We start from the raw sequence: 16,029 nt of genomic DNA, 5'->3' as shown, positions 1-16,029 counted from the left end.
AAATCAGTTGGGGAACAATAGCGCTTAGGTTCCCATGCAAACAATATTAACAGGAAAATTTTTAAAAATGGAATTTACATCACCTATCAGCCAAATCATCAGTCATTTAGAAAAAATACAGTCATTCAATGCACAGGATCCATTAGATGATACCCGAAAATATCTTGATACGATGTCGCTTCAGCTTAGCGGAAAAAAAGAATCCGTTGCAATGATCGAAGAACTGAATATTCCAATGGACAACTACCAAATCCCGATCCGGATCTACCGCCCGAAAGGAAAAACAGCTCAGAAATCATCAGCTATTGTCTACATACATGGCGGATGGTTTATTGCCGGTGGTTTTGAAACCCATGACGCTGTAGTCCGTAAACTGGCCAATAAAACAGGATCAGCAGTGATATTCGTAGATTATCGCTTGGCTCCTGAACATCCTTTTCCTGCGGGATTAAATGACTCCATTGATGCCGTAAAATGGGTGGTTGACCATGCAGAATCTCTGGGAATTGATAAAAATCAGATCGGAATTGTAGGCGACAGTGCCGGTGGAGCTCTTGCAGCCAGCGTTTCCACACAGGTTGGAGAACTTCTGAAGTTTCAGATACTGATCTATCCGGCAGCGGATAATCAGCTTAATACAAAATCATGGGAAATCTATGAAACAGGCCCGGTTTTAAATAAAGAAGGCGGTATCCAGGCCTGGAACTGGTATTATCCTGATGGTAAAAACAATCCCGATCCATTAGCGGTTCCTGTACTGATAAAAGATTTTAAAAATACGCCATCTACATTGGTTCTTATTGCTGAACATGATGCTTTAAGAGACGAAGGAGAATTGTTAGCACAGCATATGAAAGATGCCGGGATTTCTGTTCGTACCCGTTTTTACAAAGATATGGTGCATGGTTTTATGCATATGGGAGAAGTATTGAATGAAGTGGAGCAGGCAGCCAATGAAATGGCAGCTTTTGCCCATCAACACCTTGAAATAGCTGTAGAAAAAGAAGCATGAAAAAGTACGCCTACATCGGATGCTTAGGATTCATTGCAGTCATTACTACAGAATTCGGAGTGATAGGAATCCTGCCACAGATTGCTGAACATTATCAGATAGGAACTGACAAAGCCGGTTGGCTGCTCAGTGCTTTTGCACTGATTATTGCATTAACAGGACCTTTTATGACCTTGTTGATGTCCGGATTTGACCGTAAGAAAGTGATGTTGACCGCGATTGCGATCTTCCTGTTTACGGCTGTGGTTTCGGCGATGTCGCCCCCGTTTTGGCTTCTGATGATGGTGAGAATACTTCCTGCATTTTTACAACCGGTCTATATTGCCACGGCTTTGTCTGTCGCAGTTTCCGGTGCAGATCAAAAACAGGCGAATAAGCTGATGGGAATTGTCTTTATCGGGGTAGCTCTGGCTATGGTGACTACAGTTCCTTTTGCGACGTGGCTCGCCAGTGTATGGATATGGGAATCTTCATTTATTGTTCAGGGGATTGTGAGTACAGTAGCTTTAGCCGTGATTTATTTGCTGCTTCCCGCAATGCCTGTGCAGGAAAAGAAATCTTATAAAAGTCAGCTCACGATTCTGACTAAACCTACATTTATCATCAGTACAGCCATGAATTTTTTCATGATCACTGCCTGGTTTTCTACCTACAGTTATTTTGCAGACTATCTGAATAAAGCCAAAGGAATGGACGGAACGATGGTTAGTTACATGCTTTTCCTCTTCGGAATTATTGGTGTATTTTCAAACTGGATTGCGGGAAAAATGCTGAGCTGGAATGTCCCGAAAACGACCGCTCTGTTCCTTTCCGGGACTGTCATTATGCCGTTCTTACTGTATTTTTCCGGGGACAGTCTGCCTGCCAATATCATCAGTATTGCAGTTTGGGGTTTTCTGTATTCACCAAGTTTTCAGAATGCGTCTACCTACATGATTTCTTCTGTCCCGGATTCTCTTGAATTTGCCAACAGCTTAGCAACTTCTTTTGGAAACCTCGGAGTAACTCTGGGAACAACTCTGGGAGGCTGGATGATTGTGGCTAAAGGAGCTTCATACAATCCGTGGATAGGCCTTGTGTTTGGCGTTTTGGCGTTTTTGATGATCATTCTGAGAAGTATTCTGGAAAAAAGAGCTGAAAAGGAAAAGATCATTATTCCATGTGGGTAATATAGTGTAACAAATTTTGTTACATTGGCGAAAAGCAGTAATTTTGATGGATTAATAAATTTCATCAAAAATTAAAACAAAGAAAATGAAAATAGAAATATGGTCGGATGTTATGTGTCCGTTCTGCTATATCGGAAAGAATAATTTTGACCAGGCTCTTGAAAAACTGCCGTTTAAAGACGAAATCGAAGTAGAGTGGAAGAGCTTCCAGTTAGATCCTAGTTTAGATGCTTCAAAACCTCAGAATACCGTTGAATATTTTAAAGAGAAAAAAGGTTTTCCAGCAGAACAGGCATCTCAGATGATTGGTCAGGTGGCTCAGATGGGGAAAAGTGCCGGAATAGATTTTAATTTCGAAAAAGCTTTGATCATCAATACATTTACAGCACACAAACTGCTTCACCTTGCGAAAAAACACGGGAAGGCCAATGAAATGGAAGAAGCGCTTTTCATTGCTCATTTTACCGACGGGAAAAATGTTGGGGATATAGAAGAACTTGTTTCCCTTGCTGAAAATGCAGGGATTGATAAGGATGAGGCAAGACAGGCTTTAACATCACATGTATTCGATTCTGAAATTAACCAGGATATTCAGGAGGCTAAAAACAATGGTATTTCCAGCGTTCCTTTTTTTGTTCTGAATGGAAAATATGCCGTATCCGGAGCACAACCTGCTGAAGTTTTTGCAGATGCTCTTCAACAGACGTATAAAGAAACGGTAAGCCCGTTTAAGGATCTTTCGAAAGAAGGAGGTGCATCTTGTGATACAGATGGATGCGCTATTTAATAATGTGAGGAAGTTTGAGAGTCTTAGGGTTTGCAACCTTCCTGACTATGTTAACCACAAATAACACCAATAGATTCACTAATGTCACTATTGAAGAGCGGAAATATTCGTGTAATTAGTGAAAGAAGATGAGTGATATTAGTGTTTTCAATGAAAAATAATTTAGCATATTCAATATAAAAACACCTCAAACCGGGGTGTTTTTTTTGTTCAGTACAGATTATAAAAAACAGTAAAAAGGTTCCCGTTTTAGCTGCTCAATGCTTATTTTTGTTTAAATATTTATGTTCAATGATAAAAATCAATACCGAAGCTCAATATCCGGTTTCTGAAACGCTGTTTGTCTTTGCTTTGGATTCGGAAGCAGGAAAGGCTTTTGAAGGAAAAAATAAACTGGTGACAGGAATAGGAAAAGTAAATGCTGCGATTGAACTGACCAGAGAAATTCATTTCAGAAAACCCAAACTGATCGTTAATCTGGGGTCTGCAGGAAGTAAAAGCTTCGGGAAGGGAGAAGTCGTTTGCTGTACAAAATTTATCCAGCGCGATATGGATGTGAGAGGTCTCGGCTTCAGTCTTTATGAAACTCCTTTATCCGGAATTCCGCCTGTTTTGGAATACGGTCTTCAGATGAACGGACTGGAAGAAGGAATTTGTGGCAGTGGCGACAGTTTTGAGATGAATCATTCTGAAACGGATTATAATATTGTAGATATGGAAGCCTATCCGCTTGCCCTGATCGCTAAGAAAGAGAACATCCCTTTCCTGTGCCTGAAATATATCTCCGACGATGCAGGAAGTGATGCCGCAGACGACTGGGCCGTTCAGGTACATCTGGCTTCTGAAGCGTTTAAGAAATTATTATTTTAACAAAAAAGAAAAATGGCATCTATTATCATTAATACAGCTTCGGCTGAAGATCTTGAAACCATACAGAGTCTGGGTAGACAGACATTCTCCGAAACCTTTGCGGAAAGTAATTCCGAAGAGGCCATGAAAACGTATCTGGATGAAAGTTTCAGTACGGAAAAAGTAAAGTTGGAATTAAATAACCCCGATTCTCATTTCTTTATTGCCTGGGAAGAGGACAATGCTGTTGGCTATCTTAAATTGAATTCCGGAGCGGCACAAACTGAACTGCAGGACGATGATACTTCCCTGGAAATAGAGCGTATTTACGTCAAAAAAAGCCACCACGGACAGAAAGTAGGGCAATTACTGTATGATAAAGCTTTAGAAAGTGCTCAAAGTCTTGGCAAAAATTATCTTTGGCTTGGGGTCTGGGAAAAGAACCTGAGAGCCCTGAACTTTTACAGAAAAAATGGTTTTGAGGAATTCGGAACCCATACTTTTACCTTGGGAAATGATGAACAGACCGATCTGATGATGAAGAAAATTTTAGATTAATAACCATCAGCTTTGAAAGAATTTTTAGAAGAAATCAATTTCTATTACCCATTATCAGCAGAAACGGTTGATGCCCTGATCAATATTTGTACTGAAGAAAGATTCAGTAAAAATGATCTTCTTCAGGAAGCCGGAACTGCGGCCAGATATTATTATTTTATAAAATCGGGGCTGGTAGGGTATTATACTGTGGATGAACAGGGAGATTCTGTGTATAAAATTTTCTTTGAAGAAAAGAGTTTTGTGGCTTCTACTGCAGCTGTAATCAAGGATAAACCCAGTGATTTTAATATTGTTGCCCTTGAAGACTGTTCGGTGATCAAATATCCGGCAAAGGCTTTCAGAGAACTGATCAACCGGTATCATGATCTGGCATTATTTCAAATCCATTATCTGGAAAAAAACTGGGTGGTAAAAAAAGAACCGCTGGAGATTTCTCTAAAGCATGAAACAGCCAAACGGCGTTATTTACAGTTATTGCAGAATAAACATCTGCATGACCGTCTTAAACAGCATCACATCGCCTCTTACCTGGGCATTACACCCACTCAGCTGAGCCGCATAAAAAAGGAAATAAACTGACAAAAGCTTCAACATATGTTGAGGCTTTTTTATTCTATCGGCCGCATATTTGTACCGTAAATCAATAACAATGGTATGGTAGCCAGCCACAACGTGGCGATTTAGCCTAAGATAGGATGCAGTCCTATCAGATTTAAAATTATATCCTATGAAAAATATAGTAAGCATTGTCTGTGTATTAACAATATCTGCACAGCTTTCCGCACAGAAAATCATTTATAAAGAAGTGTTCAGTGCCAGAATGAATAAGAATATTAAAACCATTATCATCACCCCGGATGTGCAGCAGGGCGCAACTTATCCATCGGTTTATATTCTTCACGGGTACAGCGGAAATCCCGACAGAACGATCAAACAGGATATTCCTGATCTGGTTCAGAAAGCACAAGAGTATAAGATGATTTATGTCTTGCCGGACGGAAATTTCAATTCATGGTATTTAGACAGTCCGTTGGTTAAAGATTCCCAGTACCAGACTTTTATCGGGCAGGAACTTGTGGATTTTGTCAATAAAAACTATCCTGTGAAAAACGACAGAAAATTCCGTGGCATCCTGGGCTGGAGCATGGGAGGTTATGGTGCTGTAAACATTGGTACGACATACAATAAAACGTTTGGCATCGTTGGAAGTTCTTGTGGTGCTTTGGATCTGGCCTCATTTGGAGAAGGGTACACGAAGTATCAGGTAGATAAAGTGGCGGGTCCTGTAATTTCATTGAATCCTAAATTTCTTACAGATAATAAGTTGAAAACAATGGCTTCAGCAGATCAGCAGTACATCTTTGACTGCGGGACAGAAGATACCCAGATGATCGCTATGAACAGAAACTTTCATAAAAAATTAACCGACCAAAAGATCCCGCATCTTTATATAGAGTCCTTAGGAATCCATGATCCTAAATATTGGAGCAGATCTTTATCTGAACAATTGACTTTATTTGATCGGTTTTTCAAGCCGTAAAATTGAGTTTACATAAATTGCTGTATTTATCTTAATTATAGTGTTTTATGTTGTTTTATTTTAAGTTGAAATCAACGCTCCTAACCATGTCAAGGTTCAAAATCTTGACATGGTTAACAGGGCTCAAATCTTTAAACCATTAAGATGATAAGAATAGTTAAGAAAAATCAAATGATTTTTTTAAGCCATACCTTTAAAAGCGATGCTCACCTTAATCATCTTAAAAACTTAAATGCTCTTAATGGTTTAAATATTTTTCAGGTTAAAAAAAATCCTTTTAAGCACAAGGCTTAAAAGGATCCATCATAATTATTATCAAATAAATATCTAATAGAACATTTTAAATGTTTTCGAAATTTTTACCCAAATGTTCTTCAATAACAAAGAACGGGTCTTCTGTAAGCGTGTGGGCTCTCATTTCCAGCAGGCTCACTTTGCTCATCATACGGAGCATAATTCTCCTTTGACATTTGTGCTCCACGCCATTGATGTTTCTTACCCCGGCACGGAAAGCTGATCTTCCGTGAGCACATAAATGGTTGTTCACCAATATGACATCTCCGGCCTGTGGCGTGAAACCCGAATAAATCAGATCTCTTGCTTCTTCCCAGAATTCTGTCAGATGGCTGTAGGCATCATCAGTCTGCTTAATGCTTGGATTGAATAACTGTTCTGCAGCATCAAACCTCATAAAAGGCAGTTCAAAATTACCATACAATACGGCATCCAGTTTCTCTTCTTCCTCCATACCGGTCTCTAAATTGGCATCTTTTGGTATTTTATACATACGCTCAAAAAGAGGTCTGAAATTTTCGCCGATAGCTCCGTGAGAACGGATAGAGTATAGGGTAGAAGGTACCTGCTCTTCATTACGGATGTACATAAAGCTTAAAAAGTCTGCCTGATGTTTCAGGAAGGCATCTTCGGTATGTACATAAAGATCTGTTGCAGATCCCGATCCGGTCTGTGTTTCTCTCATTTTCTCGTCCGGGATAATCGCATGCATTAATCCTCCTCCTTTACGCTGAGAATAGTATTGTACAGGCTTCGACGGAAGTGCTCCGTGAATCAAAGCACAGGCAAAACCATAGATATTGAATTTGGAATAATCTGCAGACTGCCAGTTCGGTGGTGTATTCCCGATACTTTCCTGATCGATGTCCATTAATCCTCTGAATACCAGAGCTCCATATTGATTTATTGAGAAGTCGCTGGCAAAATCAGCGGCCATATGTAGAATTCTTTCCGGCAAAAAATAAGAAGCCAGTTGATGAACGTGGGTAATGAAATCTCTATTTTCATAGCTGCCATACTTTCTCTGAAGATGCACCGCCGCATCTTGTATCATTCTTCTTTCCTGAGAGGTGATCTCAATGACTCTTGGAAGCAGTTTTACCGCAGTAATACTGTCGTTATCTAAAATTTCTAGCGAATTCATTAAAAAAATATTTGGTGTGTTAATATAATTTTTATATTTGTTTTTAATTATTCTAAATAACAATAGACGGTTCAAATTTAGGAATAATTTATCAATCACCAAAAAAAAACTTGAAAAAATGCTAAAAATAAAAACTTGACAATCAAGTATATACGCCTATATACTATACAGAATTCATACAACTTATTGATTTCAAAAATCACCTTACAAATACCATATGAACAACAATCAAATGCCCGCCGGAGAGATCCTGGGTGCCTCCTTACCTCACATTTCGGGGAATTTTGGAAATATTTTTCATACTGACAATTATGATCATTATCGTTCCGCTGTAGAAGAAACTTTAGACCTTGTAGGAACTTTTCTTCACAGAAATGACAAACCCTTCAGCGGAATAGAAGCCAAAGAAATGAAAGGCATGGTACAGCAGATAGACCTTAATCAAAAACTATCTTCGTATCAGGAGCTACTTGAAGAGGTAGATACTATATATGTAAAGCATGCCACTGCTTTTCACCTTCCACAATATGTGGCACATCTTAACTGTCCTATCGTCATTCCTGCATTGGCAGGAGAAATCCTTGTAAGCGCCATCAATTCTTCACAGGATACGTACGACCAGAGTGCAGGAGGAACCTTCATGGAAAGAAAACTGATCGACTGGACCGCAGAGCAGTTAGGATATAATCCGGAAACCAGCGATGGCGTTTTCACAGCAGGCGGATCACAGAGCAATCTGATGGGCCTTGTGATGATGCGCGACTGCTTTTCCCAGAAGAGATACAACCATAATATAAAGCTGGATGGACTTCCACAGGAAGCGAGCAGATTCAGAATTTTTGTTTCTGATAAGTCTCATTTCAGCAATTTAAAGAATGCCTCCATCATGGGATTAGGCGAAAAATGTATTGTTAAAGTTCCTACAGACGAAAGATTCTGCATGGACATCGGTTTACTGAAGAAATACATTAAGAGAGAAGAGCAGATGGGAAATATTCCTATCGGAATTGTGGCTACGGCCGGAACCACAGACTTCGGAAACGTAGATCCACTGGAAGATATCGCCAATGTTGCCGAGCAATATAATATCTGGATGCACGTAGATGCGGCTTACGGATGTGCTTTATTATTGAGCGAAAAGTACCGTCATCTTCTGAATGGTATCGAAAGAGCAGATTCTGTGACGATAGATTATCATAAATCTTTCTTCCAGCCAATCAGCAGTAGTGCTTTCATCGTTAAAAATAAAAGGGAATTAAGAATCCTGAAACATCATGCAGACTATCTGAATCCTGCGGAAATGGATGAAGAGGAAATTCCTGCGCAGATCAACAAATCCATTATCCAGAGCACCCGTAGATTCGATGCGCTGAAACTGTGGTTTACTTTAAGAATGATGGGCAAAGAACAGCTCTCAGAATATACAGACACGGTGATAGACCTTACCAAAGACGTAGCGTCTATGATCACTGAAAACCCTCATTTCGAACTGCTTTCCGATACGGATCTGAGCGTTCTGGTTTTCCGTTATATCAGACCTGATATTGAAGACCTGAATGCTTTGAACCAGCACATCAAAATGAAGCTTTTCTACAGCGGGGAAATTCTGGTGGCAAGTACCAAAGTAGATGGAAATTTCTACCTGAAGTTTACCTTCCTGAACCCGATCACCACGACAGAAGATGTTCACCAAATTTTAAATACAATCAAATCGCATGGAGAAGACTTTGATACAGCAAACTAAGCTTACGGAAAAAGCACAGGAAATTACGATCAGAATCCTGCTCAACGGAATGCTTCGTGAGCTTGGAAACGGAAAATTCTATCAGGGAGCTCCGAAATATGACATGCTTACGGCTCAGGCGCTGGAAAACAGTACCTATCCGCTTCATATAAGATTTGAATTAAAGAAAAGCGAGATCTTTTTATTCGCTCCGGTTTCTTACCGTTCCGAAAGTGCTTTCCACAATTATGGAATGCCTTTGTGGGTGGTTGATCATAACAATCAGAAGGTTTTTGAACCGGATGTTGATCAGCTTACTGAATTGGTATACCGCGAACTTTCTGAGCAGTTCAGTGAAAAAGGCCTTGAATTATTTACCAAAAGGATTCACAGCAGCCTAAGAAATCTGGAAATGATCATGGAGGAAGGTTTACAGGATCAGGATGCTTTGACATATTCTTTCCTGGAATCTGAACAACAGCTTCCTGTAGGACACAATCTTCATCCGTTTACAAAAGCGAGAATGGGATTCTCCCGAGCACAACAGCTTCTTTACGGCCCGGAATTCAATAAAGGCATTCAGCTGGAGTATTTTCTGGTGCACAAAAGCTGTGTTCAGGAACAGTCGGTTTTAGAACAGCCTTATCGTGAATTCCTGAAGAGTATCGTTTTATTACCGGAAGATCTGGAAGCGAAATACCTTAACGAAGGTGAAAAACTTTCTGATTTTTATACAGTTCCGTGTCATCCTTGGGAAGCTACTTATCTTTTGTCTATCGAAGAAGGAGCGGAAATGGTGAAAGACCGTACGTTAATTCACATCGGAGCTTTTGGAGAAGAATTTTATTCAACCTCTTCCATCAGAAGTATGTACAGTCCTCAAATTCCGTGGATGCCTAAGTTTTCTTTAAATGTTCTTTTAACAGGATCGATACGAATCAATACGGAGAAAGATCTCAAAAGAGGCTATGCATCGGCTTTATGGAGAAAACATGCAGGCGCAGCATTTGAAAAGGATTTCAACCAGTTTAAACTGCTTTTGGAACCTGTAACATTAGGCGTTTATCATCAGAATAAAAATATTGAAAGCCTTAATCTTCTGATTCGCGAAAATCCGTTCCAGCCGGAAGATAAAATCCTTCTTTTAGCAAGATTATGTCAGGACGAACCTGCAGACGGACAAAATTTTATCCAAAAGTTCTTTACAGATGTTTCTGAAAAACTGGGAACAAGTCCGGAAGAATCGGTGACCACTTGGTTTTCAAAATATATTCACCTGCTGATTGCTCCTTTAAACCATTTATACAGCCAGTACGGCATGGCTCCTGAAGCGCATCAACAGAATCTTCTGATCCAACTGGATGATCAGTTGCTGCCAACAACTCTTTTTGTAAGAGATGCACAAGGATATTTGTTAAGAGAAAGTGCAAGAGAACAGTATGCGGCGCTTTCCAAAACGTATCCTGAGATTGAAGATCTTTTCATCAGGGATGAGCGTCTTTTAGATATTATCTCTTACCATGTTTTAGTGAGTAATCTTTCAGCATTGGTGGCTTCATTAGGAAAGACAGGATGGGTGAAAGAAAGAACACTGATCAATATGCTGCACAGCGAATTTGAACAGGTTCATCAGGAAATGCCTTCAGATTTTACGCGTTATGCACTTGAAAACCGTCATTGGGGAACAAAAACCAACTTTAAGGCGGTTGCTAATGAAATTGACGGAATTACAAGCGCCGCAGCCATTTCTTATACTAAAGTTCCGAATCTTCTTCACTACCATTACTTCTCAGATCAGCTGATTCATCCGAAAGGGAAAGAAGCTTTCTTCAAGCGTTATTTCCAGAAAGATGATGTCACGGTTACCATGAGACCTGTTGATCTTGATGAAGATCTTGAAATGCTTCATGAGTGGTTCAACCGTGAACACGCGATCAAAATCTGGCAGATGAACTGGCCGATAGACGAACTGGAAACCTATTACCGATTAATGTTACCAGGTGATGAAGCACACAGCTACATTGTCATGAGTAATGGAGAACCTACATGTAATATTGAGGTTTACTGGCCGTGTAGAGACATTGTAGGTGATTACTATGATGTACTGCCTACCGATTATGGAACCCACCAATTTATCGCACCCACAGATCCGAAGAAGAAATACGTTTCTCCTTCCACACAGTCTATGGTAGATTATGTATTTGCCCAGCCTGAGGTTGGAAAAATGGTAGGCGAGGGTTCGGTAGATTCTCTGGCTTCTATGATGAATAAAGCCCATGTAGGCTTCAAAGTAGATAAAGTCATTGAAATGCCTCATAAAAAAGCCAACCTTAATTTCTGCTACAGGGAATGGTACTGGGAAAAATTCCCGCAAAACAAAGACGTAGAATTCACCGTAAAAATCACTGAACATGAATAACGACACGATATATAACGTGATCGGAATAGGTATTGGTCCTTTTAATTTAGGACTTGCCGCTTTATCCAATCCGATTTCTGAATTAAAAACACTTTTCCTTGACCAGAGAGATGGTTTCGACTGGCATCCGGGATTAATGATTGACCACGTAACACTACAGACGCCTTTTCTGTGCGACTGTGTATCCATGGCAGATCCTACGAATCCTTTAAGCCTTCTGAACTATCTGAAAGAAACGAACAGGCTGTACAAATTCTTTATCAGGGAAGATTTTTTCATTCCGCGTAAAGAATACAACCGTTACTGTCAATGGGTAGTGAGCCAGCTTCCACAGTGTCGTTTTTCAACACAGGTGGTTGATATTGTGTATGAAAACGGACTGTATTTAATCACAACCATTCATACCAAAACCAAGGAGACAGAGGTGTTCAGAACAGAAAGACTGATCCTGGGAACAGGGACACAGCCTCATATTCCTTCGTTTATTCCGAAAGAGGATTCCCGTATTCTTCATACAAGCTCTTATCTGTACCGTAAGGAAGAACTTTTAGCGCAGGGTAAAAAAATTGCCGTGATCGGTTCAGGACAAAGTGCAGCTGAGGTTTTTTATGATTTATTGCAAAGCCGTGATGAAAATACCCAATTGGGTTGGTATTCACGTCCGGACCGTTTCTTCCCGATGGAATATTCAAAGCTGACGCTGGAACTGACTTCTCCTGATTATGTTGATTATTTCTACAGCAGGGACGAAGCGGCAAGAAAATCAATATTAAGCAAGCAGCAGGCCCAGTTCAAAGGAATCAATTACGACCTCATCAACCAGATCTATGATTTCATCTACGACCTGAATATTGATAATGCTGATCCAAACCTTACCATCATTCCAAACAGCCAGTTGGATAGGGTTGACAACAGCAATCCTGATCATTTAACTCTTGAGTTCACACAATTGGAACAAGAGGTTCCTTACGAACAGGAAGCTGACTATCTGGTAGTAGGAACAGGATACCGTTATCATGAACCTGCTTTCCTGAAAAATATTCAGTCCAGAATTAAAAGAGATTCTACAGGATTATTTGCGGTCAACAGGAATTATTCCATAGACCATAACGGCGGTGAAATCTATGTGCTTCATGCAGAAGTACACACCCACAGCTACATTTCTACCGATCTTGGAATGGCGGCCTACCGTAATTCCTATATCATCAATGACATTTTGGGAAGAGAACATTACAAAATCGAAAAGAAAATTGCTTTCCAGGATTTTGATGTAGAGAAACATGCTGCTGTATCAACTGTCAAAATATAACAGAACAATGAACACCCACTTAAAAAATAATACAATAAGCCAGGAAATCTGGCTACAGGCAAACAGAGACCTTATGGCCAAGACGATTGCAGAGTTAATGCATGAAGAACGGTTAAAACCTGTTGCCGTTACTCAGGATGAAGGCGGATTTACGGTCTTCAAACTGGAAACGGGGATCGAAACTATAGAATACGTTTTCCGCGGACAGGAAAGAATGATGGACTACTGGCATATTGATACAGACAGTATCGCGAAAATAGAGAATGGAGTACCAACCTCAGCACTGAATATTCCTCAGTTCTTCCTTGAAATGCAGACTGTATTCGATTTAGATGCCAATACACTGGCGAGATATACCGAAGAATTGCTTCATACCTTATATTGTGATGCACTGATTTTATCAAGAGGCGTTATGTCTTCAAAAGAACTGGCATCCAGTAATTACCAAACGGTAGAACATCAGATGACAGGTCATCCGTGGGTGATCGTTAACAAAAGCAGGTTAGGATTTTCTCCTACCGATCTTGAAACCTTTGCTCCGGAAGCGGGAGAGGAATTAAAAGTGCTGTGGCTGGCTGCTCATAAGGACAGATCAGCGTTCCAGTCGCTGGAACCTATTGATCAGGAAGACTTTTACCGTTCTGAAATTGGAGACGAATTGTATCAGGATTTTCAACAAAAGTTGATTGATTCCGGAAAGTCTCCTGAGGATTATAATTTAATTCCCGTGCATCCATGGCAGTGGGAACATAAGCTGAAGATTCACTTTGCAGGCGATATTGCATCCGGTATCTTAATTCTGTTAGGAGAAGGAAATGATGTGTATAGCCCGCAACAGAGTATCAGAACTTTGTTTAATACAGATCATCCTGAAAAAAGATATCTGAAAACCGCTGTTTCTATTTTAAGTACAGGAAATATCAGAGGACTGTCGCCTAAGCAGATGAAAATTGCCCCTTCCATTACAGACTGGGTGAAAGGACTGATCAAAGGTGATGCTTATCTTGAAACAAAAGGAACCATATTTTTAGGAGAAGAAGCTTCTATTGCTTATCTGCATCCTCAATACAGTGCGATTGCCGGTGTTCCTTATCAGTACAACGAATTTCTTGGAGCTTTATGGCGCGAAAGTGCTTCCAACTATTTACAGGAAGACGAAGAAATGTTTACCATGGCTTCCCTGCTTTTTGTAGATCAGAATGGAGTTCCATTGGTACAGGCTTTTGCAGAGCAGGCCGGAATTACTATTCAGCAGTGGATCACAGATTATCTGGATGCTTATCTTACGCCGTTGCTTCACATTTATTACACCCATTCTCTTTGTGTAACGCCTCATGGAGAAAACATCATGGTGGTATTGAAAAACGGAGTACCGCAGAGAATTGTGATCAAAGATTTTGTGGATGATATTGTCCTGACCGCAGAAGCTAGGCAGAAACTTCCTGATCATCTGGCAGACGGACTGATCCAGTCTTCCAACAAGGAAAACGTTCCGTTGTCTATTCTTTTGGGTGTTTTTGATGCGTTCTTCAGGTATTTATCCAATGTTCTACATACGCATTCCAACTTTGAGGAAGAAACCTTCTGGACGCTTGTTCACGCTTGTATAGAAAACTATAAAAATCACAATCCTCATCTGAATGAACGTTATGAAAAATATGACCTGTATGTTCCTACATTCAAAAGGTTCTACATCAACAGTCTGCGTTTGAAAAACAACGGTTACAGCGAAAATAAAGCATTTGCTATTCCAAAGAAAGACGGTGCACTGCCGAATCCTTTGTATCAGATTGCCAATAAAAACTCTGTAGCGACGGTATGAGAAAGTTTCTGCATCTTGTAAAAGAAGGCTCTGTATTTGCGTACGGAGCTTTAGCGGGAAAAAAAGTAGAACTTACCTCAGGGAGTATCAACCGTTCTATCTTCAGCCTTGCCATTCCGATGGTGATGGAGCTCGTGATGGAATCTGTTTTTGTCAGTATCAATCTTTTAATTATTGCAAAATTGGGAGACAAGGTCCTTGGACTCGTGGGAATTGCAGATAACTATATCAATTTTGCCAATGCAATTGCTATTGGTTTGGGTATCGCTGCTGCAACACTTACGGCCAGGAGAGCCGGAGAAAAAGATCAGGAAGGTATGAGCCGGACTGCGCATTATATCATATTGCTGGCCTCTGCTTTTGCATTACTGATTGGCGGTCTGTCATTCCTTTTTGCGGGTGAGATTATCAGTTTCCTTGGATTCAATACGGGGATTGTAGATAACGGACTCCCTTTTTCCAAACTGGTCTTTCTGAGTATCGGTCTGGTAATTTTGCGCCTGTCTATCAATGGTTTGTTCAGAGGAGCCGGTGATGCGGATCTGGCGATGAAGTCGCTTTGGCTTTGTCATATCTCCAGTATGGTCTTTGCGGTAATTCTTGTTTTCGGATTGGGTTTTATTCCCGCTTACGGAATAATGGGATTGGCATATGCTACCATATTATCCCGGTTACTGGCGGTTTTGTATCAGTTCTTTATTCTTCTTACACGCAAAACCAGTGTGAATATCCTTGTGAAATTTCATCTTGATCTGCCTTTAATTAAGAAAATCCTGAAAATTACTTTTGGCGGGCTGGTTCAGTATATTATTCCTGCTTCAAGCTGGCTGATCATGGTTAAAATCATCGCTACCTTTGGGACTACTGCTCTTGCAGGATACATTATTGCGCAGAGAATTGCTTCTGTTGCTACGATGCCTGCCTGGGGAATAGGAAATGCCGCAGGGGTTCTTACAGGACAGAATTTAGGAGCCGGAAATCCGGACCGCGCAGAGAAAACGGTATGGAGAGCCGGAGGGATCAATATGACTTATCTGATAGCCGTCGCTATATTCTGGCAGTTCGCTGCGGAATATGTGGTGACGTTCTTCACCAAGGAAGCTGAGGTAGCACGATATGCCGTACAATACATCCATGTGGTGTCTATGGCTTATCTCTTATTAGGCTTTACAATGGTGATCAGCCGTGCGCTTAATGCGGCCGGCAATATTATGCAGGTAACCCTGCTGTACATGATCATGTTCTATGTGATTCAGCTTCCTTTGGCTTACCTGCTTGGGGTAAGGCTTCAATGGGAACTGAAAGGAATATTCACCGCTATTGTTTCTTCGGAAATCGTACTGGCTGTACTGTTCCTCATGATCTTCAAAAATGGTAAATGGAAAACTATAAAAATTTAA

The 16,029-nt window shown here is 40.4% G+C and carries 13 protein-coding genes; 12 read left to right on the top strand and 1 reads right to left on the bottom strand.

The annotated features are described in order from the left end of the window. The first annotated feature begins 67 nt into the window (after nucleotides 1–67). The 7 genes from BM143_RS10855 to BM143_RS10825 all read left to right on the top strand — a co-directional run bounded on the left by BM143_RS10855 (nucleotide 68) and on the right by BM143_RS10825 (nucleotide 5,918). Nucleotides 68–1,012, top strand: coding sequence for an alpha/beta hydrolase (locus tag BM143_RS10855; protein ID WP_090024519.1), 945 nt, complete (start codon nucleotides 68–70; stop codon nucleotides 1,010–1,012). Next, a complete protein-coding gene (locus BM143_RS10850; protein ID WP_090024518.1) occupies nucleotides 1,009–2,181 on the top strand; it encodes an MFS transporter in 1,173 nt (390 codons plus the stop codon). The genes BM143_RS10855 and BM143_RS10850 overlap by 4 nt, the downstream gene beginning before the upstream one ends. An 85-nt stretch (nucleotides 2,182–2,266) precedes the next feature. After that, nucleotides 2,267–2,968, top strand: coding sequence for a DsbA family oxidoreductase (locus BM143_RS10845; RefSeq protein WP_090024517.1), 702 nt, complete (start codon nucleotides 2,267–2,269; stop codon nucleotides 2,966–2,968). 291 nt (nucleotides 2,969–3,259) lie between these two features. Further along, nucleotides 3,260–3,838 (top strand): 5'-methylthioadenosine/S-adenosylhomocysteine nucleosidase family protein, encoded by a 579-nt coding sequence (locus BM143_RS10840; RefSeq protein WP_090024516.1) that lies wholly within the window; start codon nucleotides 3,260–3,262, stop codon nucleotides 3,836–3,838. Nucleotides 3,839–3,850: 12 nt separating this feature from the next. Continuing rightward, nucleotides 3,851–4,375: a GNAT family N-acetyltransferase gene (locus BM143_RS10835; protein ID WP_090024515.1), complete on the top strand. Its 525-nt coding sequence runs from the start codon at nucleotides 3,851–3,853 to the stop codon at nucleotides 4,373–4,375. 12 nt (nucleotides 4,376–4,387) lie between these two features. Continuing rightward, entirely contained in the window at nucleotides 4,388–4,957 is a 570-nt protein-coding gene (locus BM143_RS10830; protein ID WP_090024514.1) for a Crp/Fnr family transcriptional regulator, read from the top strand. A gap of 148 nt (nucleotides 4,958–5,105) precedes the next feature. Beyond that, nucleotides 5,106–5,918: an alpha/beta hydrolase gene (locus BM143_RS10825; protein WP_090024513.1), complete on the top strand. Its 813-nt coding sequence runs from the start codon at nucleotides 5,106–5,108 to the stop codon at nucleotides 5,916–5,918. Between the two features lie 340 nt (nucleotides 5,919–6,258). On the opposite strand, the gene BM143_RS10820 is transcribed toward BM143_RS10825, so the two are convergent. Continuing rightward, nucleotides 6,259–7,356, bottom strand: a complete 1,098-nt coding sequence (locus tag BM143_RS10820) for a Fe(II)-2OG oxygenase family protein (RefSeq protein ID WP_090024512.1) — start codon at nucleotides 7,354–7,356, stop codon at nucleotides 6,259–6,261. 217 nt (nucleotides 7,357–7,573) lie between these two features. Here BM143_RS10820 and BM143_RS10815 point away from each other — a divergent pair, with 217 nt between their 5' ends. The 5 genes from BM143_RS10815 to BM143_RS10795 are packed head-to-tail and all read left to right on the top strand — an operon-like array spanning nucleotide 7,574 to nucleotide 16,029. After that, entirely contained in the window at nucleotides 7,574–9,100 is a 1,527-nt protein-coding gene (locus BM143_RS10815; RefSeq protein ID WP_090024511.1) for a pyridoxal phosphate-dependent decarboxylase family protein, read from the top strand. Next, nucleotides 9,072–11,498, top strand: coding sequence for a GNAT family N-acetyltransferase (locus BM143_RS10810; RefSeq protein WP_090024510.1), 2,427 nt, complete (start codon nucleotides 9,072–9,074; stop codon nucleotides 11,496–11,498). Before BM143_RS10815 ends, BM143_RS10810 begins: the two co-directional genes overlap by 29 nt. Continuing rightward, on the top strand, nucleotides 11,491–12,807 hold the full coding sequence (locus BM143_RS10805) for a lysine N(6)-hydroxylase/L-ornithine N(5)-oxygenase family protein (RefSeq protein ID WP_090024509.1): 1,317 nt from the start codon (nucleotides 11,491–11,493) through the stop codon (nucleotides 12,805–12,807). Before BM143_RS10810 ends, BM143_RS10805 begins: the two co-directional genes overlap by 8 nt. A gap of 7 nt (nucleotides 12,808–12,814) precedes the next feature. Beyond that, on the top strand, nucleotides 12,815–14,629 hold the full coding sequence (locus BM143_RS10800) for an IucA/IucC family protein (RefSeq protein WP_090024997.1): 1,815 nt from the start codon (nucleotides 12,815–12,817) through the stop codon (nucleotides 14,627–14,629). Beyond that, entirely contained in the window at nucleotides 14,626–16,029 is a 1,404-nt protein-coding gene (locus tag BM143_RS10795; RefSeq protein WP_090024508.1) for an MATE family efflux transporter, read from the top strand. Before BM143_RS10800 ends, BM143_RS10795 begins: the two co-directional genes overlap by 4 nt.

This window comes from Chryseobacterium oleae, from assembly GCF_900115055.1.
GTDB classification, from domain to species: Bacteria; Bacteroidota; Bacteroidia; order Flavobacteriales; family Weeksellaceae; genus Chryseobacterium; species Chryseobacterium oleae.
Note: the sequence above shows the minus strand (reverse complement) of the source record. Positions and strands in the feature narration are given on the sequence as shown.

Excerpts from the sequence above, each read along its gene's own strand:
- BM143_RS10800 (WP_090024997.1), top strand. The coding sequence starts at position 12,815 with ATGAACACCCACTTAAAAAATAATACAATAAGCCAGGAAATCTGGCTA.
- BM143_RS10820 (WP_090024512.1), bottom strand. The coding sequence starts at position 7,356 with ATGAATTCGCTAGAAATTTTAGATAACGACAGTATTACTGCGGTAAAA.
- BM143_RS10805 (WP_090024509.1), top strand. The coding sequence starts at position 11,491 with ATGAATAACGACACGATATATAACGTGATCGGAATAGGTATTGGTCCT.
- BM143_RS10825 (WP_090024513.1), top strand. The coding sequence starts at position 5,106 with ATGAAAAATATAGTAAGCATTGTCTGTGTATTAACAATATCTGCACAG.
- BM143_RS10810 (WP_090024510.1), top strand. The coding sequence starts at position 9,072 with ATGGAGAAGACTTTGATACAGCAAACTAAGCTTACGGAAAAAGCACAG.
- BM143_RS10850 (WP_090024518.1), top strand. The coding sequence starts at position 1,009 with ATGAAAAAGTACGCCTACATCGGATGCTTAGGATTCATTGCAGTCATT.
- BM143_RS10855 (WP_090024519.1), top strand. The coding sequence starts at position 68 with ATGGAATTTACATCACCTATCAGCCAAATCATCAGTCATTTAGAAAAA.
- BM143_RS10840 (WP_090024516.1), top strand. The coding sequence starts at position 3,260 with ATGATAAAAATCAATACCGAAGCTCAATATCCGGTTTCTGAAACGCTG.
- BM143_RS10815 (WP_090024511.1), top strand. The coding sequence starts at position 7,574 with ATGAACAACAATCAAATGCCCGCCGGAGAGATCCTGGGTGCCTCCTTA.
- BM143_RS10845 (WP_090024517.1), top strand. The coding sequence starts at position 2,267 with ATGAAAATAGAAATATGGTCGGATGTTATGTGTCCGTTCTGCTATATC.
- BM143_RS10795 (WP_090024508.1), top strand. The coding sequence starts at position 14,626 with ATGAGAAAGTTTCTGCATCTTGTAAAAGAAGGCTCTGTATTTGCGTAC.
- BM143_RS10835 (WP_090024515.1), top strand. The coding sequence starts at position 3,851 with ATGGCATCTATTATCATTAATACAGCTTCGGCTGAAGATCTTGAAACC.